Below are 21369 nucleotides of genomic sequence, written 5' to 3' on the forward strand. Positions count from 1 at the left end.
AAGCGGGGCTTTTTTGTTGCTGGAAAACGAATATGAAGCTGAAATTTTACAAACTGGAAGCGGCCGGAAACGATTTTATCATCGTTTTAGAACGAAATTTGCCTAAAATGCCGCCGGTCGCTTTGGTAAAACGGCTCTGCCATCGGCACACCGGCATCGGAGCGGACGGCCTGATTATCTTGGAAAAAGGGCGGGCCGCCAAGTGGCGGATGCGGATTTTCAACGCGGACGGCTCGGACGGCCAATTTTCCGGCAACGGCGCCCGCTGTTTGGCCCATCTCCTTTTCCGTTTGCGCTGGGTGGTCGGAAAACGGGCTGTCTTCGAGACCGTCCGGGGGGCGACCGAAGTGGTGCGTACCCGCGGGGATTATTACCGTGTCGACATGGGTCGCCCCGTTTGGGACGGCGGTGCCATTCCGCTCAACTCGACCAAAAACGCTTTCATCAACCAGTCCATCGAGGCGGGCGGCCGGGTCTTTACCGGCACGGCCGTTTCCGTTGGGAATCCCCATCTGGTTTTGTTCGTCGATTCGATTCCTGTAAACTGGGCGGAATTGGGGGAGAAACTGGAACGCCACCGGCTTTTTCCCAAAGGGGCCAACATCGAATTTGTCCGCCCGCACGGCAAAAAACGGGCGACCGTGGCGGTCTGGGAGCGGGGTGTGGGGGAAACGTTGGCCTGCGGCACCGGCTCGGTGGCCGTGCTCGCCGCCGGCGTCATCACCGGGCGGCTGGCGCGCAAAGCCAAGATCCAAATGCCGGGAGGGGTTCTGAACGTGGAATGGGAGACAGATGGCCATCTTTATCTTTCCGGCCCGGTTCGCTATCTCTTTTCAGGAGAGTTTGAGTTGTGACCTCGTTTGAAGAGTTTGAGAAATTTGCTCGCGAGGGGAACATTCTTCCAGTCTGGGAAGAGGCGCCGGCCGATTTGCAAACGCCGGTTTCCGCTTTTCTGCGAATTTCCAAAGGAGCAAAGTTTGCCTTCCTGCTCGAGTCGGTCGAAGGAGGGGAAAAACTGGCCCGCTACTCTTTTCTGGGCGCCAACCCGAGGATGATTTTCAAAAGCAAGGGGAAGAATATTGAATTCATCTCGGATGGGAAGAGGAAGAAAAGCTTTACCGGGAATCCGTTGACCCAATTGGAGGATTTGTTTGCCAAGTACCGCGCACCGAGGGTGGAAGGTTTGCCCCGTTTTTGGGGAGGGGGCGTCGGCTACTTCGGGTATGACATCGTGCGGCATATCGAGAAACTTCCCAACCGTTTGAAGGATGACCTGAAACAGCCCGATTCGTGGTTCGGCATCTATGACTTGATTCTTATCTTTGATCATTTGAAACATAAGATTTTGATTGTCAAATCAGTCGATTTACATCTCCCCAAATTGCCACTGGACAAGCTGTATGCGGCGGCAGTTAAGGAGGTTTCGAAAGTAAAATCCCTGCTGGCAAAACCGCTCCGTTTCCCCCGTTTGAAAACCGGCAAAAAGAAGGGCGGCGAGGCGGTTTCCAACACATCCAAGGAACGGTTTTTGAAAACCGTGGAGAAAGCCAGGAAATACATCGTTGCCGGGGACGTTTTCCAAGTGGTGCTCTCCCGGCGATTCTCCGTTCCCCTGGCGGCTGATCCCTTCTCCGTTTATCGCGCTCTGCGTTCAGTCAATCCCTCGCCCTATCTCTATTTTCTTAAACTGGGGGATGTTTCCATTGCCGGCTCCTCCCCCGAAATGCTGGTACGGGTGGAGGAGGGGTTTGCCGAAACCCGCCCCATAGCCGGCACCCGCCCGCGGGGAAAGTGCGAAGAAGAGGATACCCAGCTGGCGCGCGAACTTCTGGCCGACGAAAAGGAGACCGCCGAGCACGTGATGTTAGTCGATTTGGGGCGCAACGACATCGGACGGGTCTCCGTCGGAGGGACGGTGGCGCTCACCGATCGTATGAAAGTCGAAAAATACTCCCACGTGATGCATATTGTCTCCGGGGTAAAAGGAAAATTGCGCCCCGGCGTCGGGCGCTTTGAAGTGCTGGCCTCCTGCTTCCCGGCTGGCACGGTAACCGGTGCTCCCAAGGTGCGGGCGATGGAAATCATCGAGGAACTGGAACCCTCCCGCCGGGGAATTTATGCCGGCGCCATCGGCTACTTTGATTTTTCCGGCAACCTGGACAGCTGCATCGCCATCCGCACAGTCGTTTGCAACGGAAACCGGGCCTACGTGCAGGCCGGCGCGGGCATCGTGTACGACTCCGTTCCGGAACGGGAGTACGAAGAGACGGTCTCCAAAGCGGCCGGCGTGCTTCTGGCCGTCCAACGGGCCAACCAGGGGAAAATATGATTTATCTTCTCGATAATTATGATTCTTTCACCTATAACCTGTACCAGTATCTGGTGGAACTGAACGGCACGGTTCAAGTGGCGCGGAATGACAAAATTACGGTGACTGAAATCGAAAAACTTTTCCCCGGGGCCATTGTGATTTCGCCGGGCCCGAAAAGGCCGGAGGAGGCCGGAATTTCAGTCGAACTCGTCCAAAAATGGGGTCCCAAAATCCCGATTCTGGGGGTTTGCCTGGGACACCAGGCCATCGCCGTTGCCTTCGGCGCACGGGTCGTCGGCGCCAAGCGGATTATGCACGGGAAGGTTTCGGCCATCCACCACGACGGCCAGACGATTTTCGAAGGGCTGGAAAATCCGTTCTTTGCCACCCGCTACCATTCGTTGGCCGTGGAGCCCTCAAGCGTGCCTCCGGAATTGGAGGTGACGGCCACCGCCGATGACGGCACGATAATGGGGCTGCGGCATCGGATTTATTGCATCGAAGGCGTTCAATTTCACCCGGAATCGTTTTTGACCTCCTGCGGAAAAAAACTTTTGGAAAATTTCGTAAAAATGGCGCGGACGGTTCAGGCCAATGTTTAAAATTTTTCTGCAAAAAGTGATGGCCGGCGAGCATTTGACTTTCTCCGAAGCCGGGCAGGCAATGGAGGAGATAATGTCCGGCGGCGCGCCTGCCGTGCAAATCGCCGCCTTCGCCACCGCCCTGCGTTTGCGGGGTGAAACGGTGGAGGAACTGGCCGGGTTCGTCACCGCAATGCGCCAGCGCTCCGTCAAGCTGGCCGTTTCCGACCCAAACGCCATTGACACCTGCGGCACGGGGGGGGATGGGGCCGGCACCTTCAACATCTCCACGGCGGCGGCTCTGATTGCCGCCGGCGCGGGAGCCACGGTCGTCAAACATGGCGGAAAAGGGATCTCTTCCGCCTGCGGTTCCGCGGATGTTTTCGCCGAACTCGGAGTTAAAATCGACGCGTCGCCGGAGGTGGTCGGGCAGTGTGTAGAGGAGGTTGGCATCGGGTTCTGCTTCGCCCCGGTTTTTCACCCCGGAATGAAAACCGCCGCGCCGGTGCGGCAGGAACTTGGCTTCCGCACCTTTTTCAATCTTTTGGGCCCGCTTGCCAATCCAGCCGGCGTCAAGCGCCAGCTTCTGGGGGTTTTTCATCCCAGCTGGACCGAAAAACTGGTCGCCGTTTTGCAGCTTCTGGGGAGCGAGCGTATTTTAAGCTTCTCAAACCGCGGGGGGATGGACGAGCTCTCCTTCGATTTCCCCTCGCAGGCAGTCGAGCTTTCGAGCGGTGCGGTGCGGGAATTTGTTCTGGAAACCTCCGGCTGGGGCTACCGCCCGGCCGGATTTCGGGAATTGGCGGGCGGAAACCCGGGCGAAAATGCGGCTATTATTCTTGCAATTTTGAACGGGGAGAAAAGTCCCCGCCGGGATGCTGCGGTTTTGAACGCTGCCGCCGCCCTGTATGTGGCTGGAAAAGCCGATACCGTTCGGGATGGGCTGCCTTTGGCCGAAGAGGCGATTGACTCCGGCAGGGCGAAGAAAAAATTGGAATTGTTGGTTGAAACGAGCACAAAATGATGATGAACACCCTGCAGCAGATTTTCGCTTACAAGAAAAAAGAGCTGGAAGAAACCAAGAAAAAGCTCCCGATGACGACCATGCTTCGGAGTTTGTCGGTCAATCCTCCCAAGTTTCTTTCGGCGCTTAGGAAGCCCGGCCCCGCAGTCATCGCCGAGTTCAAGCGGGCCTCCCCGTCGGCCGGGGTGATTTCTGCCAACGGCAGCGTGGAAAAAATCACCGCAGATTACGCTTCCGCTGGCGCGGCGGCTCTCTCCGTTTTGACTGAAAAGCAGTTTTTCGGGGGTTCCGAGTCGGATTTGAAGGCGGCGAAAAAGACTTCCAAATTGCCCATTTTGCGCAAGGATTTCATTTTTGACCAGTACCAGATTTTGGAGGCCAAAAGCTGGGGGGCGGATGCCGTGTTATTGATTGCCGCCATGCTGGCGGACGCCAAGCTCTCCATTCTATTGCAGGCCTGCCGCAAATGGGAGCTCGAAGCGGTGGTGGAGGTGCACACCAAAAGCGAGCTGGAACGGGCCCTGGCCTTCGGCGCCGATATCGTCGGCGTCAACAACCGGGATTTGAAAACGATGCGGGTGGACGTGAAAACCTCTTTTGAACTGGCGGAATGGATGGACGGACACACCACCTTCATCAGCGAGTCGGGCATCGACTCCCCCGAAACGGCTGTCCGGTTACATCGGGCCGGCTACAAGGGTTTTTTAATCGGCACCCATTTTATGCGCCAGCCCGAACCGGGGAAGGAATTGAAACGTTTTTTGACCGAACTGAAGAAACTGACCCATGTTAAAAGTTAAAATTTGCGGAATAACCAATCTGGAAGACGCCCTTCTGGCCGAAAAGCTGGGAGCCGATATGTTGGGGTTTATCTTCCATGGTAAAAGCCCGCGTTTTGCCCACCCTGCCAAAGTTGCGCGAATTGTTGCGGCGCTTTCACCGCTCACTCGAAAAGTCGGAGTTTTCGTAAACGAACCGGTGGAAGAAGTGTTGCGAATGGCCGAAAAGCTGGAGTTCGATTTTGTGCAGTTGGCCGGCGAGGAAGGAGATGCCTATGTCAAGAAAATTCAAAAACAATTTCCGGTCATAAAGGCGTTTCGGATTGGAGAAGATTTTCGGCCCAAAGTTTTGCAAAAATCGCCGGCTTTGCTTACGCTGGCGGATGCCAAAGTGAACGGCTGCTACGGTGGGAGCGGAAAAAGCTTCGATTGGCGGAAATTGACGGCGTTGAAAGGGAACGCCCGGCTGGTTCTGGCCGGAGGCATCGGCGCGGAAAATCTACGGCAGGCATACGAGGTCTTGCAGCCGGCGGCGGTCGATTTGACCAGTTCGGTGGAAGAACGGCCGGGGAAAAAGGATGCGGCAAAGATGAAACGCTTTTTTGAGGTGGCGAATGAAATCCGCTTCGGCCGTTAAAAACTACCGCCGGCCGGACGCCCGCGGCCATTTCGGCCCCTACGGAGGACGTTTTGTGCCGGAAACCTTGATGTCCGCGCTTTTTGAGCTGGAAAAGGAATACGCAAAGGCCAGAAACGATTCTCAATTTCAAGCTGAATGGAAGCGTGTGCTCACCGATTACGCCGGCCGCCCGTCGCCGTTGTTTTTTGCCGAGCGGGCCTCCAAAGAGCTGGGATTCCGGCTTTTCTTGAAGCGCGAGGATTTGAACCACACCGGTGCGCACAAAATCAACAACGTTTTGGGGCAGGTCTTGTTGGCTTTGCGGATGGGGAAGAAGCGCATCATTGCCGAAACCGGCGCCGGTCAGCACGGCTTGGCGACCGCCACGGTCTGCGCCAAATACGGTTTGGAATGCATTGTTTATATGGGGGAAGAGGATGTTCACCGTCAGTCCGCCAATGTTTACAAAATGCAACTGCTTGGTGCCAAAGTGGTTCCGGTTACTTCCGGCTCAAAAACCTTGAAGGATGCCATCAACGAAACACTTCGTGATTGGGTTACGAATGTGCGCACGACGTTTTACGTCGTTGGCTCCGTGGTGGGGCCGCATCCCTACCCGATGATGGTGCGGGATTTTCAATCGATTATCGGGAAAGAAGCAAAATCACAGTTTTTTCAGCGGCAAAAACGGCTGCCGGACTATCTCGTTGCCTGCGTCGGCGGCGGCTCCAATGCCATCGGGCTTTTTTATCCCTTTCTGAAAACAAAAGTCGCAATGATTGGTGTCGAAGCAGCCGGCCTGGGCCTTTCCACCAATCGTCATTCGGCCACCCTGACCAAAGGCCGTCCCGGCGTTCTGCACGGAAGCAAAAGCTACCTCTTGCAGGATTCCAGCGGCCAAGTATCACCGCCCCATTCCATTTCCGCGGGACTCGATTACCCCGGCGTCGGGCCGGAACATTCCTTTTTGAAGGACTCCGGGCGGGTCGAGTATGTAGCTGTTACAGATAAAAAAGCGCTGGAAGGATTTTGTTTCCTTTCCCAAACGGAAGGAATCATCCCGGCCTTGGAACCGGCCCACGCCATCGGCTATTTGCTGAAAGCCCGCCGACGCTTTGCCGGATGCTCCGTCATCTTCGGCCTTTCCGGACGGGGCGACAAGGATATGGGAATCATTCAGGAGCATTTGAAACTGTGAACCGCATCGCCTCTTTCTGGAAAAAAGGGAAAAAGGCCTTGGTGCCGTTCGTTACCGCCGGCTTTCCAAAAAGAGATTTTACTCCGGAAATCGTTTGGGGGCTGGCCGATTCCGGCGCCGATATGGTGGAACTCGGAATCCCCTTTTCCGACCCCTTGGCGGACGGGCCGACCATTCAGGCCTCCTCACAAATCGCCTTGCAGCGGGGAGCCCGGCTTGTGGACATTTTCAGGATGGCGGAAAAAACCCGCGCCAAAATTGACATCCCCTTGCTTTTGATGGGCTACTACAATCCGCTTTTCGTCTATGGCTTGGATAAATTCTGTAAAGACACTTCCAATGCCGGCGTGGATGGATTGATTGTCCCCGATCTGCCGATGGAAGAAGGGGCAGAACTTTCAAAAACCTGTCGAAGACAAAATCTGTCTTTGGTTTATTTGATTGCCCCCACCACGCCGCCGGAACGCATTTCGAAAATCGCTTCCGCCTCGTCCGATTTTTCCTACTGCGTTTCGGTAACCGGCGTCACCGGCGAACGAAAAAACATGAGCGCGGAACTGAAAGATTTTTTACTTTCCGTCCGGATGAGAACGAAGAAACCTTTTGTGGTCGGATTCGGCATCTCCACGCCGGAACAGGCGAGGCAAGTTGCGCCGCACGCAGACGGCGTGGCGGTCGGCAGCGCTTTGATTAAAATGTTCTTGGAGGAAAAAAACCAAAACACCGCTTTGCGCCGCGCCTGTTCACTGGTTGCCCAAATGGCCGGGAGTCTGAATGGAACTGGATGAACTGCGCCGGCAAATCGACGTCGTCGACCTCCGGTTGGTCGAACTGCTGAACGAGCGGGGGCGGCTGGTGGAAGCGGTCGGCAAGCTGAAAAGAAAACTGGGGATGGAAATCTACACGCCGGAACGGGAAAAGCAGATTTTGGAGCTGGCGGCGTCCGCCAACGGCGGCCCGTTTTCCCACGCCGCCATTTTGCGGCTTTTCGAGCGGATTCTGGATGAATCGCGCAGTTTGGAGCGAAAAATAGCAGAAGGGGAGAAAGGCGCGTAATGGTCATCGTCATGCAGCCGGGGGCGCGGGAAGAACAGATTCAAGCGGCCATCGAACGGCTGGTGGAAAAAGGGTTCGACGTGCACCGCTCCACCGGCGTGGAACGCACGGTTCTGGGGGCCATCGGCAACAAGAACGGCATCGACATCCGCGACTTTGAGCTGCTTGAAGGCGTTCAGGAAGTCATCCGCATCACCGAGCCGTACAAGCTTGCGGGGAGAACCTTCCAGAAGGAAAACACGCAGGTCAAGATTGGCAGCGTGGTGTTCGGCGGGCCGGAAGTGGTGATTATGGCTGGCCCCTGCTCGGTGGAAAGCCGCGCGCAGATTAAAACAATTGCCAAACTGGTCAAGGAGGCCGGCGCCAAAGTGCTGCGCGGCGGCGCTTTCAAGCCGCGAACCTCCCCGTACTCGTTTCAAGGGCTGGGCGAAGAGGGACTGAAATATTTGCGGGAGGCGGCGGACGCCAATGGACTTTTGACCGTTTCCGAAATTATGGACCGCATGGATATCCCGATTGCCATCCGCTATACCGACATTATCCAGATCGGTGCGCGCAACATGCAGAACTTCACTTTGCTTAGGGAATTGGGAAACTTGAACAAGCCGATTTTGCTCAAGCGGGGAATGGCCGCCACCATCGACGAACTTTTAATGGCCGCCGAATACATCATGGCCGGCGGCAACCGGCAGGTAATTCTGTGCGAGCGGGGGATCCGCACCTTCGAAAACTCCACCCGCAACACACTCGATATTTCTGCCATTCCGGTGGTGAAGAAGAAATCCCACCTGCCCATTGTCGCCGACCCCTCCCACGGCACCGGCCTGCGCGACCACGTGGCGCCGATGGGGCGGGCGGCCGTTGCAGCGGGGGCGGACGGGCTTTTGATCGAAGTGCACCACGAGCCGGATAAGGCGCTCTCGGACGGCGCCCAGTCCCTCTATCCGGAGCAGTTTGCAGAGCTGGTGCGTGAGCTGCGCATAATGGCCCAGGCCATCGGGAGAAAGATTTAGTGGAATCGTTCAAAACCGAAATCGCCAAAAAGCTGGCGGAGAAAACCGGACAGCGCTGGGAAGAGTTGGTGCGAGTCATCGAAGTGCCCCCCCAGGCAGAATTCGGTGATTTCGCCTTTCCCTGCCACGGTTTGGCCAAGGTGATGCGCAAAAATCCGGCGCAAATTGCCTCCGAGCTCGCCTCCTCGATAGTGCTTGGCAACGGGGTGAAAAAAGTGCAGGCGGTCGCCGGCTACGTCAACTTCTGGGTTGACCGGGCGCGGGCTTCCCAAGAGGTTTTGAGGAAAATCTTTGATGAGGGAACCGCCTACGGCTCCAGCAAACTGGGCGAAGGCAAAACGATTGTCATCGATTATTCCTCCCCCAATATCGCCAAGCATTTCGGCGTGGGGCACCTGCGCTCCACGGCCATCGGACACTCGCTCTATCGAATCTTCGGCAAGCTGGGTTACAAAACAGTCGGTATCAATCATCTCGGGGATTGGGGAACGCAGTTTGGCCAGTTGATTGCCGCCTTTAAAAAATGGGGAAGCGAGGAAAGGCTTTCAACAGACCCGATTACCCATTTGTTCGAGCTGTACGTCCGTTTCAACAAGGAAGCCAAAGAGAATCCCCAAATGGCGGAGGAGGGGCGCTTTTGGTTCAAAAAATTGGAAGAGGGGGACGGAGAAACGCGCAAGCTTTGGCAGCACTTTAAGGATTTAAGTTTGAAGGAATTTGAATGGATTTTCGCCGCCTTGGGCATTACGTTCGACTACTATTGGGGGGAAAGCTTCTACAACGACAAAATTGAAGGAGTAATCAAGCTTCTCGAGGAAAAAAAGCTTTCGCGCCATTCAGAAGGGGCCTTGGTGGTGGATTTGTCGGCGTACGAAATGCCGCCTTTGCTTCTGCGCAAAAAAGATGAGGCAACACTCTACTCCACCCGCGATCTGGCGGCGGCGATTTACCGCTGGGACACGTTCCGGTTTGAAAAGTCACTCTACGTGGTCGGAGTGGCGCAAAGTTTGCATTTCAAGCAGTTGTTCAAGACGCTGGCGCTTATGGGATTTGACTGGGCCTCCCGCCTCGTGCACGTCGATTTTGGTTGGGTGAAGTTCGGCGACGCGGTGATGTCCACCCGGGAGGGGAACATTGTCTTTCTTAAGGAAGTGCTGGATAAAGGAATCGAACTGGCGGAAAAAACGATTCGGGAAAAAAATCCGGACCTGAAGGATATGGACAAAACCGCCCGGATGATCGCCGTCGGCGCCATTCTGTTCGCCGATTTGTCCGCCCGCCGCCACAAGGATATCACTTTTCGTTGGGAGGAGGTTTTGAATTTCGAGGGGGAAACGGGGCCGTATCTGCAATACACCCACGCCCGGCTTGCTTCCCTTCTGCGCAAATACGGCAAACCGGTGAGCCGAGATGTAAATTTTGATTTGATTTCCTCCGAGTCGGTTTGGCCCGTGATTCGTCAACTTGGGAATTTTCCACCGACGATTTTGGCGGCGGCGGAGGCGTACGAACCCTCCTTTATCGCCACCTATCTCCTCGATTTGGCCAAGGCGTTCAACGCCTTCTATCAAACGGAGCGAATCTTGACCGGTGATGCCACCGCCACTGACGCTAAAATTGTGCTCTGTTCGTGTGTCAAATCCGTGCTTAAAGAGGGATTGTTTCTGCTCGGTATCGAATCGCCGGAGGAAATGTGAAGCCGTTTCGTCGGGTGGCCATCCTCGGCACGGGTCTTGTCGGCGGCTCAATCGGACTCGCCTTGCGGAAGAAGAAAGTTCTCCGCATCGGTTTCGACCGTCCAGAGGTTTTGCGAAAAGCTTTGAAGAAGAAGGCCATCGACCGCGGAGCAAAAAGTTTACAGGAAGCGGTGAAAGAGACTGATTTGGTAGTATTAGCAACACCCGTAGGAGAAATTCTTGGTTTGCTTCCCAAGCTCGCAGCGATGATTCCGGCCGAGACTTTAATCACGGATGTGGGCAGCACCAAAAAGGAAATTTGCAACTTAGCTTCGAAGGAGTTAAGGAATTTCATCGGCGGACATCCACTCGCAGGAAAGGCGGAAGGGGGAATCGAGAACGCCGAGACCGGACTGTTCACCGGAAAGAATTGGTTTTTGTGTCCGAATGGAAATTCAGTAGCGCTAACCCGACTGAAATCGTTCGTCCGGTTGCTTGGCGCCCGGCCAGTGATTGTCGAGCCAGAAAAGCACGACTGGCTGCTGGCCGCCACTTCCCACCTGCCGCAGTTGGTTTCGACACTTCTTGCGGCGACGATTGCGGAACTGTTGGAGAAAGAAACAAAACGAATGTCGGTTTTTGCCGGAGCGGGATTGCGCGACACCACCCGCTTGGCCCGCTCCCCCTTTTCCATATGGAGAGATGTTTTTTCGTCGAACCGGAGTGAACTTGGAAGAGCATTGGAACTGTTCGTCCAAAAAGCGGCCGAACTTGCCGACAATTTTCCGAATTTGGACGGTGTCAAACGGCAGTTTGAAATCGCCAACCGGGTGGGAAGGATGTTGCAGTAGAAATGCTGGTCGTTCTTGAGAGAAACGCCACGCCGGAACAGGTGGAAGCGGTCTGCGCCGAAGTGCGCAAAATGGGGCTTACACCCCATGCCCTGCCCGGGGCCCAGCGGACCGTGGTCGGCATCACCGGCAATCTCGGAATGGTCAACGCCGCCCGGCTGGAAGTACTTGCCGGGGTCATCGAGGTTATCCACGTCACTCAGCCGTTCAAGCTGGTCTCGCGGGAGTTCAGAAAAGAGGACACGATTGTCCGCGTGGGCCCGTCCGGAAATATCGTTGAAATCGGCGGGAAAAGAGTTTGCGTGATGGCCGGGCCGTGCGCGGTGGAAAGCAAGGAACAGGCCTTTGCCGTGGCGGAAAAGGTCAAAGCCTCCGGCGCCAAAATCTTTCGCGGCGGGGCCTTCAAGCCGCGCACCTCGCCGTACAGTTTTCAGGGTTTGGGGGAGGAGGGGTTGAAAATTCTGGCCGCCGTGCGGGAAAAATTCGGCTTGCTGGTGGTCACGGAGGCGATTGACACGGAAAGTTTGAGCCAGGTGGAAGAATATGCCGACGTTATCCAAATCGGGGCGCGCAACATGCAGAACTTTTCGCTTTTGAAACGGGTCGGCAAGTCCGCAAAGCCGGTTTTGCTCAAACGGGGAATGTCCGCCACCTTGCAGGAACTGTTGATGGCCGCGGAGTACATCGTTTCCGAAGGCAATCCAAACGTGATTTTGTGCGAGCGGGGGGTGCGCACCTTCGCCGACCACACCCGCAACACCCTCGATCTGTCCGCCATCCCGTTCGTGGAGCGCACCAGCCATTTGCCTATCATAGCCGATCCCTCCCACGGCACGGGACGGCGGGAAAAGGTTTTGCCGATGTCCCGCGCGGCGGTGGCGGCCGGCGCGGACGGGCTTTTAATCGAAGTGCACCACAAACCGGAGGAGGCGCTTTCCGACGGGCAGGAATCGATTTATCCGGAACAGTTTGCCACCTTGATGAAGGAAATTTCAGCCATTGCCCAAGTGATTGGTCGGGAAGTGTGAAAAAAATCGTTTTGACCCGCAAGGCGGAAACCGGCCCGGAATTCAGAGTCGTCCGCCACGCCGGGTCGTTGAAAGGGGAACCAACTGTACCCGGCGACAAATCCATCTCCCATCGGGCGGCGTTGCTCGCCGCCGCCGCTTCCGGCCGCTCGGAATTCTCCAACTTTTCACCCAGTTTGGATTGTTTAGCCACATTGACCTGTTTGGAATCTCTCGGGGTTGAAATCCGTAAAAAGGAGGATAAGCTTTCCGTCATCGGAAAACGATTCGGACAGTTTCGCGCCCCCGCCGAGCCCCTTTTCTGCAACAACTCCGGCACCACCATGCGCCTATTGTGCGGGCTTTTGGCCGGATCGGATTTTGAAGTCACGCTGGACGGCGACGCCTCGTTGCGCGGCCGCCCGATGGACCGGGTTTTAACCCCCCTTTCTAAAATGGGATTGAAAATCGTCAAAAACGGCCCGCCGCCCTTCACCATAGCGGGAGCGAAACTTTCCGGAATCGAATACGCGTTGCCGGTCGCCTCGGCGCAGGTCAAATCGGCCATTTTGCTGGCCGGTTTGCAGGCCGAAGGAAAGACCGTCGTGGTGGAAAAGACCCCGACCCGCGACCACACGGAACGAATGCTTGCGGCCATGAAAGCTCCGATTGAAATTTCAGCGCCGGCTTTTGACCTTTCGACGCTTGAAGGGCGGTTGGCCAAGGAACAAAAAGAAAGGCGGATTTCGGTCAGTCGGGCGGAGTCGCTTGCGCCGTTGACTTTGAAAATCCCCGGGGATCTGTCGAGCGCCGCCTTTCTGGTTGCCGCCGCCGTCTTGGTTCCGAAGTCAAAGATTACCGTTCGCGAAGTGGGGCTCAACCCGACCCGCACGGCCTTCTTGAACGTGCTAAAACGGATGGGAGCCGAACTGAACTGGAAAGTGGAGGAGGAAAAAACCGGCGAGCCGGTCGGCACGATAACCGCCCGACACAGCGGATTAAAGGGGACGAAAATTGCCGGGGAGATGGTTCCCAACTTGATTGACGAGCTACCCTTACTGGCCTGTTTGGCCGCTACTGCTGAAGGAACCACGGTTATCCGCGATGCGGGTGAACTGCGCAAAAAGGAATCGGACCGGATTGCCGCCGTCACTTCCAATCTCCGCAAGATGGGTGTGAAAGTAGGGGAGCTGGAAGATGGCTGGGCGATCGAGGGGCCTGCCGAGCTTACTGGAACTGATATTGAAACATTCGGCGACCACCGGATTGCCATGGCCTTTTCCGTTCTCGGTCTTGCCGCTTCGGGCGAAACCTTGATTTCGCAGCCGGAGTGCGTGGAGGTTTCCTTCCCTGGATTCTTCGATGCGCTCGAGGGGCTGGCGAAATGAAAAAGTCCAAGCATCCCGGATTGGCGGGCATCATCGGCCAGCCCTTGGACCATTCCCTTTCCCCGTTCATCCATAATTTGGGTTTTGCGGCCCGAAAGCTTCCCTACGTTTTCGTAAAAATCGAAATTCCGCCCGCCAGACTTTCCCGCACCATCGGAGCTTTGGCCGATTTGGGATTCATCGGCGCCAACGTCACCATGCCGCATAAAGAGGCGGTGGTTGATCTGCTCGATGCACTCTCGCCGGAAGCGGAAGCGGTGGGGGCCGTCAATACGCTGGTGGTGAAGGGATCTTCGCTGAAAGGATACAATACGGACATCGACGGCTTTGCACGCTCCCTTGAATTGCGAATGCCGGAGCGCGACTTTCCAACGGCGGCGATTTTCGGCGCGGGCGGCGCGGCGGCCGCCGTGGCCTTCGCCCTTTTCAAACGTTTTGAAACCCGCAATTTCCATTTCATCTGCCGCAACTGGCGCAAGGCGAAAAAAAACCTTTCCGGGAAACCCTTCTTTGCGGAGCGGATGTGGGCCGACTTTGTGGACTGGGAGGACGCCGAGCGGGCTGTGCGGGCCTCGGATCTCATCGTCAACGCCACGCCGGTCGGGATGGACGGCAAGAAAAGCTTCCCCGTCTCCCCACTTGCCTTCCGGCCCGGACAGGTTGCCTGCGATCTGATCTACAACCCCCCGCTCACCCCCTTTATGCGGCTGGCCAAAAAAGGGGGAGCCAAGGCCGTGGGCGGGCTGGAAATGCTGGTCCAACAGGCGGCGGTCTCCTTCAAACTCTGGACGGGGGAGGAACTGCCGGTGGAAAAGGTGCGCCGGGAACTTTTGGGTTCTTTTTAACCCCCCCATGAAGATTTCCTATCCACCCGCTGCGCAGAGTTCCTTCTCCCTGCTGGATGTCATGCGGGAAGGGTTCAAACGGGGCATCGCCACCTTCTGGATGCTGGCCAAGGTGATGATTCCGGTTTTCATCGCCGTATACCTTTTGCGGCAGACCCCGGTCTTTGACCGGGTGGCTGGTTTTTTCCGGCCTTACATGGGGATTTTGGGGCTCCCCGGGGATGCCGCCTTGGCCGTAATCGTAGGGAGTTTGGTCAATCTCTATTCCGCCGTGGCCGTTCTGGCCCCGTTGGAGCTTTCCTGGCAGCAGGTCACCGTGGCCGCCATCTTTCTGGGGGTTTCCCATTCCCACCCGATGGAGGCCGCCATTATGTACAAGATGAAGACCCGCTTTTTAACGCTCGTTTTCCTCCGCCTCGCGGTCGGTTTTCTCCTGGCCTGGGGGATGAAGCTGGTTTTATTATGATGGGGAACTGGACTTCGGTGGTTGGAGGGATGGCCGGCGACCTTTTTTGGCTTTTGCTCAAGATTTTTTTCATCATTATCCCGCTGTTTGTTCTGCTTGAATACGCCCAGCGGCGCGGCATTTTGGACTGGCTGGGGAAAAAGCTGGAGCGCTTCTTTGCCGTTTTGCATTTCAAGAAAACCTCCATCTTTCCGCTCATCGCCGGGCTTTGTTTCGGAATCAGCTACGGCGCGGGGGTGCTGCTCGACGAAGCCCGCCAGGGGCGGCTGGAGGGAAAACAGACCTTTCTCGTGGCCGCCTATCTGGGCATCTGCCACGCCGTTTTCGAGGACACGCTCCTTTTCGTCGCCGTCGGCGCTTCCGGGCTGCTTTTGGTCATCCCCCGATTGATTGCCGCCTCCCTCGTCGTCTATTTGCTGGGCTTTTTGCCCGAACGGTTCTATGGAAAAGTTAGAGGGTAAAAACATCTACCTCTGCGGGTTCATGGGTTCCGGCAAATCCTCCGTTGCCAAGCGGCTGGCGGCCCGGCTGGGCTGGAGCTACGTGGATATCGACCGGGAGGTGGAAAAGCTGGAAAACAAGAAAATCTCCGATATTTTCGCCGCCCGCGGCGAGGCCTACTTCCGTTCCCGCGAGGAGGAGATGATTGGCTGGGCCTCCCGCTCGGAGCGGAAAGTCGTTTCGCTGGGGGGGGGCGCTCTGCTTTCCGAAAAAAACCGCTCCAAGGTTTATGAAACCGGCGTTTTGATCTGGCTGTCCGCCTCCCCCGAAATGCTTTTGGAACGGCTTTCCAAAAGCTATCTTCGCCCCCTGGTGAAGCCGGAATGGGTGGAGAACGGCAAACCCTCGCAAATGTTTTTGAACTTTCTGGCCGAGCGGGAGAAGGAATACAAGAGGGCCCGCTTTGCCTTTGCCACCGACGGCAAATCCTCCGAGCAGGCGGCGGATGAAGTGTACAGGCAGTTAAAGGAGCAGTTCGTTGACGCCTGAATTGGTGTTGAGAACGCCCACCGCCACCTGCCCGGTGTATGTCGCCCGCGGCATTCGGCACCGGCTGGGGGATTTGATTGCCGGCTTGGGCGCCTTCGAGGCGATGGTCGTCATCACCGACCGCACGGTGGCCCGTTTTCACCTCAACCCCATTGAAAAAACGCTCCCCCAGCCCGCCCACATCATCGTAATCCCGGAAGGGGAGGGCTCCAAATCCTTGGGGGAATATGAACGGGTGATGGGGGAGCTTTTGCAAAAAAAACTGGGGCGCGATTTCCTATTAATCGCTTTTGGCGGCGGCGTGGTGGGGGATTTGGCCGGCTACATCGCCGCCACCTACAAGCGGGGCGTGCCGTATCTGCAATTGCCGACCACGCTATTGGCGCAGGTCGATTCCTCCGTCGGCGGCAAAGTTGGCATCAACCATCCTTTGGGAAAAAACCTTATCGGAGCGTTGTACCACCCCAAAGCCGTTGTCATCGACCCGGAGTTTTTGCTTACGCTTCCCCGGCGGGAAATCATCTCCGGCTTCGCCGAAGTGGTCAAATGCGCCTTTTTGATAAAAGATGGCTTTTTTGCCGATTTAAAGCTGCGGCTGCCCGGTTTTCTGGACGGCGACTGGAACGGTATCGAGGAAGTCATTTTGCGCGCCCTGTCGGTCAAGGCGGAACTGGTCGAAAAAGATGAGGAAGACCGCGGCGTGCGCCACTATTTGAATTTGGGGCACACCTTCGGCCACGCCTTGGAGCAGGCCACCGGCTTTGGCGCCCTGCGCCACGGCGAAGCGGTGGTTCTGGGAATGGCGGCCGCCTTTCAGGCCTCGTTTCTTTCGGGCCGAATGGGGAGGCCGGAGGTGGGGGAGGCCATTGGGCTGCTCGAAATTCTGGGGAATGAAATTTCAGTTCCACAAACCGATGTATCGTTGGTGATGAAGGGGATGGAAGTGGACAAAAAACGGAAAAAAGACGCCTTGGTATTCGTTCTGCCCACATCTATTGGGGAAGTGGAAATCGTGGAAAATCTGGATGAAAAAATCATCCGCGACAGTTTGGGCTTTGCCTTGAATTGGGTGGCCGAACTTAAAACCAAAAAGGTGGAAAAATGAAAAAAATCCTTGTCGTGCACGGGCCGAACCTCGGTTTGCTTGGGGAACGGGAGCCGAAGGTTTACGGCAAAACAACGTTGCCTCAACTTAATTCAATGCTGGAAAAAGAGGCCGTGCGGCTGAAAGTTCAGTTGAAGATTTTTCAATCCAATTGGGAAGGGGCGATCATTGATTTTCTGACCAACGAGCGGAAATGGGCGGACGGGGTCATCATCAATCCCGGGGCCTTGACCCATTATTCCTTGGCCCTGCGGGATTGCCTTTCCGCCATTAATCTCCCCGCCATCGAAGTGCATCTCTCCAACATTGCCGCCCGGGAAGAATTCCGCCGCCACTCCGTCACCGCCGCGGTCTGTTTGGGCCAAATCTCCGGCTTCGGCGTAAACAGCTACCTTATAGCGTTGCAGGTTTTGGCGGAAATGAAGAATAGGAAAGCGTAGCGAAAGCCTTTTGGCTTCGATGCCGGGATTAGCGCAGCGCCTGTTTCAAATCGGCAATCAAATCCTCCGCATCCTCAATCCCGCAGGAAAGCCGAATCATCCCCTCGGAAACATCGGCCGCTTTCAGCTCCTTTTTGGAGAATTGAATGTGCGAAGTCAAAACCGGAATGTGCACGGTCGATTCCACACCTCCCAAGCTGGTGGCGTGCATAATCAGCTTCAACCGGTTGACCGTCCGCTTCACCTCTTTCAATCCCCCTTTGACCTCGAACGTAACCACCCCGCCAAAACCCTTCATCTGACTTTTGGCCAGTAGGTGCTGCGGGTGGGAGGGAAGGCCGAGATAAAAGACACGGCTTACTTTTGGATAGGTGGCTAAAAATTCGGCCACCTTTTGGGCGTTTTCGTTCTGTTTTTGGACCCGCACGGCCAGGGTTTTCATCCCGCGAATCAAAAGAAAAGCGGTCAGCGGCTCCAAGCAGCCCCCCAAAAGGCGGCGGTATAGTTCCATTTTTTTCATCAAATCCCTTGACCCGGCGGCAAACCCGGCCGTCACGTCCGAATGCCCCCCCAAATACTTGGTGGCGCTGTGCAAAATGACGTCAATGCCGAACCCGGACGGGTTCAGATTATAGGGCGAAGCGAAGGTGGCGTCCAAAGCCGTCGGCAGCCTGTGTCTTTTCGCAATGGCGGCGGCTTTTTTCAAATCAATGATGTAATTGTTCGGGTTCGTCGGCGATTCGAGATAAAGAAGGGCCGTTCTTTTGTTGATGGCTTTTTCCGCTTCCTCAATTCGTGTGGTCGGAACAAACCGGGTCTTGATTCCCAGCTTAGGGAGAATTTGCGTCATAAACGCAAACGTCCCCCCATAAAGCGTGTTGGCGGAGACGATTTCTTGTCCAGTTTTTACGAAGGCCAAAATGGTCGAGCTGATGGCCGCCATTCCGGAGGAAAAAACGAGCGCTTTCTCGACATTTTCCAGCCGGGCCAGTTTCCGCTCGGCAATCTCTAATGTGGGATTGGTGTAGCGGGTATAGATGTAGGTGTGCGGGTCGCCCGCCAGATACTTCTCAAACTCGGCTACCGTTTTCCATTGAAAATTGGTGGTCTGAAGAATCGCCGGGGCGACCGCGCCGGCCACTAATTTCCTCTCCTCCCCGGCGTGAGGGGCTTGGGTCTGGAATTTAGCCATCATTCTTCGCGTCGAGCGAAGAGGCCGGGTCCATCACCGGGGTCTTTTCAACCTCCGGCAGGGTTGCTGGCTTGACCGGCAAAGGAGGTAGGGATTTCAAAATTTCCAGTTCCGCTCCGAAGGCAAAAACCCGGTAGGCGGATTTAAGCAAACTGGCCAACTGCTGGCCGAAAATCCCCAGAAAGATGGTGGGCAGGGAAAGCCCCTTTTCGGCAATCAAGAGAACGGCGGAAAGGAAAAGCTGCCCGCCCAAAAGGATGAAGTAGCCCCCCGCCGTCAGCCGGAAGTTGCCTTTGACATAGCGGAAGGAATCGCGGAACGCTTCCATCGGTTTCCGCTCTTCCGTCACCAAAATCAGCTTGGCAAAATCGCCGGTCATGTTTACGAAAAAGAACGGCAGGGCGGCGATTGCGAAGATAATTGCCCCCCAGAAAATCCGGCCGAGATATTCGAAGGAATCCGGAATTAAGGCGGAGAACGCGGTGTTCAAGAGCAGACCAGCCACGACGGCGAAAATATAGAGGGCATAGAGCAGAAGCTGAAGGAGAAGCAGCGGCTTGAAAAAGCGGGCCGAGTCGGCGAAGAAGGTCCAGCCGGAGACCTTGTACTGCCCGCCGCCGCGGGAATAATCGAGCGAGCGGAGCGCCCCCCCCAGAAAGAAAAGATAGCCGAGGATGACCAGGGGAAGGGCCACAAGGAAACTGACCCCCAAGGTGGTCAAGCTTCCCGGCCGGGCCGCGAAGAACTCCGCCAGAAGATTCCAGTCGATTTTCCGCAAAAAGTTTTTGGCCTCGGACATCTGCGACAAAAAGCCAACCAGCGAAAACCCGACCGGCAGAACGACCAGAAGGGACATCAGAAGCTTGAAAAAGTAAAAACCGACCGCCAGCAGGAAATTTCGCCGCAAAAGAGGGAATCCCCGAAAAAGAAGGAGCCACATAATTTATAGCGCCGTCAGCCAGCTGATTACCGATTCCATCCCGTAAACCTTTCGCAAAACCTGCGCCCAGCCCCCGGCTTTGTTGCCGGAGGCGGTCTTGAAGTTGTTCGTGTAATCGGTTTCCAGGGCCAGCTTCCGCCCGGGGTTAATCTCCACCGAGCGGATTTTAGCCGGGCCGGCAAGCTCCATCCGGACCGCCTTCGGTTCCCCCGTCCAGGTGGTCTCCTTGACGGAGCCGTTTTCAAACGTCACCTTCACGCCGACCGGAAAAGCGAAGTTCCCCCGGTTGAACAGTTCGAGCCGCCCCTTGAACACCTTGTCCTTTTCCTTTTTGGAGCCGAAATTTCCCACGGCAAAATCGCAGACCGGCGGCGGGCCGTAGAGCCATTTGGAAAGGGGGGTCAGAATGGAATCCGGCACGAACTCCTCCGCGGTCTTCAGGAAATCCTTGGCGGTGGGGTGTGTAAAGCGGTATTTGTCGTAGTACGTCTGCAGCATCACGTTCGTGCGCAACGTCCCGATGTGCCGTTCGATGGTGGCCAGCCAGAGGTAGGTTTTGGAATAGACGTTGGAAAAATACTGCCGGGGGGAGAGAAATTCCCATGCCTTGGAAGTGAGGGAATCGTACATCCCGAAACGCTGCAGGGTCAAAGAATACAGGGTGGCGGGAGCCAGCTCGAACCCCAGCCGGGTGGCCCAGATGGGATGAACCGGATGGTATCGCTCCAGAATCTTGGCCGTCGTGTAGGTGGTGAACCCTTCATCCAGCCAGGGCTCCTCGAACTGGTTGGTCGCCACCAGTTGATACCAGTATTGGTGGCAGATTTCGTGGGAGATGATTTCACGGAAAAAAAGCTTTCCGATGACCGGCGGCAGCCGGGAAAAGCTGGCGGTGACAAACATCGGGAACTCCATCCCGCTTCCCGCTCCCACCGGTGCCTCCGCAATCACCAGCTTTTTGTACGGGTACGGCCCGTAGGTGCGCCCGGTGTAGCTCAGGGTGGATTCCGCAATTGAAAAAATTTCGGCAAGCTTGGCCTCGTTGCTTTTGGGGCCAAAGAAGGTGATAAGCACCCCCTGAAAGATGCGGGAGTAGCTTTTGGCCTTCGGCGCGGCCATGGCGGCAAAGTCCACCACGGTCTGCGCCTGAAATTGAAAGCTTTTCTTCTCCCCGATGACCGAGTCCCGCAAAGGATAGCCGGTCGCCTCGAAGCTGTACCCCTTGGGCAAGGTCACGGTCACGTCAAAGTCGGCAAAATTGGAATAAAATTCCGACATATAGTGGAAGGGGTACGCCTTAAACTCCCCGTCCGAATCCAGCTTGGCCAGAATCGGATACCACTGGGCAAAAATGAAGCTGCCGTCCTTGGTCCAGCCGATTCGCTCCACCGGCCGGGGAAAATGGGTTTTGAACTTCAACTCCACCGTTCCGGTCTGCCCGGAGCCGATGGAGGTCCGCAGGGGGAGGGTGTAGATGGTTTCTTTCAGGTTGCCGGTCAGATTGTTCCCGGCGCCGTCCGTGACTTTTTCCACGATAAGAAACCCGGAGTCCAGAAATTCCTTCGCCTCCCCCTTCAGTCCGCCCGATTCGCGCATAAAAGTGGTATTCGTGTTGCGAAAGGCGTTGGGATACAAGTTGAAGACCAGCCGGTCGAGCGCCTTGGGGGTGCGGTTTTCCAGCCGGACGACGCACGTTCCGGAAAACTCCTTCTTGGCCGTGTCCAGCTCCCCGGCAATCTGATAACTTAAAAACGGTTTGGGCAGCGTTTGCGAGAACGCCAGGGCGGGAATAAGAAAAATCCCCCACGCTATTTTTTTCATCTTGGCCGGGAAGATATATCGCTTCTTCACTTTTGCCAACCTTTTTTAAAAAGATTGAATTTTTTGG

23 protein-coding genes are annotated in these 21369 nt (G+C 56.0%); 20 read left to right on the top strand and 3 right to left on the bottom strand.

The annotated features are described in order from the left end of the window. Positions 1-32 precede the first annotated feature (32 nt). From dapF to aroQ, 20 genes are read left to right on the top strand one after another with little or no spacing between them, the layout of a single operon-like run. Positions 33-854: a diaminopimelate epimerase gene (gene dapF / locus VNL73_03485; protein HXF48474.1), complete on the top strand. Its 822-nt coding sequence runs from the start codon at positions 33-35 to the stop codon at positions 852-854. Next, positions 851-2329, top strand: a complete 1479-nt coding sequence (gene trpE, locus VNL73_03490) for an anthranilate synthase component I (protein HXF48475.1) — start codon at positions 851-853, stop codon at positions 2327-2329. The genes dapF and trpE overlap by 4 nt, the downstream gene beginning before the upstream one ends. Next, positions 2326-2913 carry an aminodeoxychorismate/anthranilate synthase component II gene (locus VNL73_03495; GenBank protein ID HXF48476.1) on the top strand — a complete coding sequence of 196 codons (588 nt, stop codon included), beginning with the start codon at positions 2326-2328 and terminating at the stop codon, positions 2911-2913. The genes trpE and VNL73_03495 overlap by 4 nt, the downstream gene beginning before the upstream one ends. Then, positions 2906-3916: an anthranilate phosphoribosyltransferase gene (gene trpD / locus VNL73_03500; GenBank protein ID HXF48477.1), complete on the top strand. Its 1011-nt coding sequence runs from the start codon at positions 2906-2908 to the stop codon at positions 3914-3916. The genes VNL73_03495 and trpD overlap by 8 nt, the downstream gene beginning before the upstream one ends. Further along, entirely contained in the window at positions 3913-4716 is an 804-nt protein-coding gene (gene trpC / locus VNL73_03505) for an indole-3-glycerol phosphate synthase TrpC (protein ID HXF48478.1), read from the top strand. Before trpD ends, trpC begins: the two co-directional genes overlap by 4 nt. Beyond that, a complete protein-coding gene (locus tag VNL73_03510; GenBank protein ID HXF48479.1) occupies positions 4703-5332 on the top strand; it encodes a phosphoribosylanthranilate isomerase in 630 nt (209 codons plus the stop codon). The genes trpC and VNL73_03510 overlap by 14 nt, the downstream gene beginning before the upstream one ends. Further along, positions 5310-6512, top strand: coding sequence for a tryptophan synthase subunit beta (gene trpB / locus VNL73_03515; GenBank protein ID HXF48480.1), 1203 nt, complete (start codon positions 5310-5312; stop codon positions 6510-6512). Before VNL73_03510 ends, trpB begins: the two co-directional genes overlap by 23 nt. After that, entirely contained in the window at positions 6509-7300 is a 792-nt protein-coding gene (gene trpA, locus VNL73_03520; protein ID HXF48481.1) for a tryptophan synthase subunit alpha, read from the top strand. Before trpB ends, trpA begins: the two co-directional genes overlap by 4 nt. Beyond that, on the top strand, positions 7287-7568 hold the full coding sequence (locus VNL73_03525) for a chorismate mutase (GenBank protein ID HXF48482.1): 282 nt from the start codon (positions 7287-7289) through the stop codon (positions 7566-7568). Before trpA ends, VNL73_03525 begins: the two co-directional genes overlap by 14 nt. Then, positions 7568-8581 (top strand): 3-deoxy-7-phosphoheptulonate synthase, encoded by a 1014-nt coding sequence (gene aroF / locus VNL73_03530; protein HXF48483.1) that lies wholly within the window; start codon positions 7568-7570, stop codon positions 8579-8581. Before VNL73_03525 ends, aroF (VNL73_03530) begins: the two co-directional genes overlap by 1 nt. Continuing rightward, the gene (gene argS, locus VNL73_03535) at positions 8581-10278 is read left to right on the top strand and encodes an arginine--tRNA ligase (protein ID HXF48484.1); all 1698 of its coding nucleotides are present in this window, start codon (positions 8581-8583) and stop codon (positions 10276-10278) included. Before aroF (VNL73_03530) ends, argS begins: the two co-directional genes overlap by 1 nt. Then, positions 10275-11108, top strand: coding sequence for a prephenate dehydrogenase/arogenate dehydrogenase family protein (locus VNL73_03540; protein HXF48485.1), 834 nt, complete (start codon positions 10275-10277; stop codon positions 11106-11108). The genes argS and VNL73_03540 overlap by 4 nt, the downstream gene beginning before the upstream one ends. A 2-nt stretch (positions 11109-11110) precedes the next feature. Beyond that, a complete protein-coding gene (aroF, locus tag VNL73_03545) occupies positions 11111-12136 on the top strand; it encodes a 3-deoxy-7-phosphoheptulonate synthase (protein ID HXF48486.1) in 1026 nt (341 codons plus the stop codon). Positions 12137-12141: 5 nt separating this feature from the next. Beyond that, positions 12142-13503, top strand: coding sequence for a 3-phosphoshikimate 1-carboxyvinyltransferase (aroA, locus tag VNL73_03550; GenBank protein HXF48487.1), 1362 nt, complete (start codon positions 12142-12144; stop codon positions 13501-13503). Continuing rightward, positions 13500-14348 carry a shikimate dehydrogenase gene (aroE, locus tag VNL73_03555; GenBank protein HXF48488.1) on the top strand — a complete coding sequence of 283 codons (849 nt, stop codon included), beginning with the start codon at positions 13500-13502 and terminating at the stop codon, positions 14346-14348. Before aroA ends, aroE begins: the two co-directional genes overlap by 4 nt. Positions 14349-14355: 7 nt before the next feature. Next, positions 14356-14814 carry a nucleoside recognition domain-containing protein gene (locus VNL73_03560; protein ID HXF48489.1) on the top strand — a complete coding sequence of 153 codons (459 nt, stop codon included), beginning with the start codon at positions 14356-14358 and terminating at the stop codon, positions 14812-14814. Next, positions 14811-15275 carry a nucleoside recognition domain-containing protein gene (locus VNL73_03565; GenBank protein ID HXF48490.1) on the top strand — a complete coding sequence of 155 codons (465 nt, stop codon included), beginning with the start codon at positions 14811-14813 and terminating at the stop codon, positions 15273-15275. The genes VNL73_03560 and VNL73_03565 overlap by 4 nt, the downstream gene beginning before the upstream one ends. Then, complete coding sequence (locus VNL73_03570) at positions 15256-15804, top strand: shikimate kinase (GenBank protein ID HXF48491.1); 549 nt, start codon at positions 15256-15258, stop codon at positions 15802-15804. The genes VNL73_03565 and VNL73_03570 overlap by 20 nt, the downstream gene beginning before the upstream one ends. Next, positions 15794-16909 carry a 3-dehydroquinate synthase gene (gene aroB, locus VNL73_03575; GenBank protein ID HXF48492.1) on the top strand — a complete coding sequence of 372 codons (1116 nt, stop codon included), beginning with the start codon at positions 15794-15796 and terminating at the stop codon, positions 16907-16909. Before VNL73_03570 ends, aroB begins: the two co-directional genes overlap by 11 nt. Beyond that, positions 16906-17349: a type II 3-dehydroquinate dehydratase gene (gene aroQ, locus VNL73_03580; GenBank protein ID HXF48493.1), complete on the top strand. Its 444-nt coding sequence runs from the start codon at positions 16906-16908 to the stop codon at positions 17347-17349. Before aroB ends, aroQ begins: the two co-directional genes overlap by 4 nt. Before the next feature lie 28 nt (positions 17350-17377). Here aroQ and VNL73_03585 read toward each other — a convergent pair whose 3' ends face one another. From VNL73_03585 to VNL73_03595, 3 genes are read right to left on the bottom strand one after another with little or no spacing between them, the layout of a single operon-like run. Beyond that, positions 17378-18544 carry an aminotransferase class I/II-fold pyridoxal phosphate-dependent enzyme gene (locus VNL73_03585; GenBank protein HXF48494.1) on the bottom strand — a complete coding sequence of 389 codons (1167 nt, stop codon included), beginning with the start codon at positions 18542-18544 and terminating at the stop codon, positions 17378-17380. After that, complete coding sequence (locus tag VNL73_03590; protein ID HXF48495.1) at positions 18534-19448, bottom strand: hypothetical protein; 915 nt, start codon at positions 19446-19448, stop codon at positions 18534-18536. The genes VNL73_03585 and VNL73_03590 overlap by 11 nt, the downstream gene beginning before the upstream one ends. Before the next feature lie 36 nt (positions 19449-19484). Beyond that, the gene (locus VNL73_03595; GenBank protein ID HXF48496.1) at positions 19485-21332 is read right to left on the bottom strand and encodes a M1 family metallopeptidase; all 1848 of its coding nucleotides are present in this window, start codon (positions 21330-21332) and stop codon (positions 19485-19487) included. Positions 21333-21369: the final 37 nt, after the last annotated feature.

It is taken from the genome of Verrucomicrobiia bacterium (assembly GCA_035574275.1).
Lineage (GTDB): Bacteria > Zixibacteria > MSB-5A5 > DSPP01 > DSPP01 > DSPP01.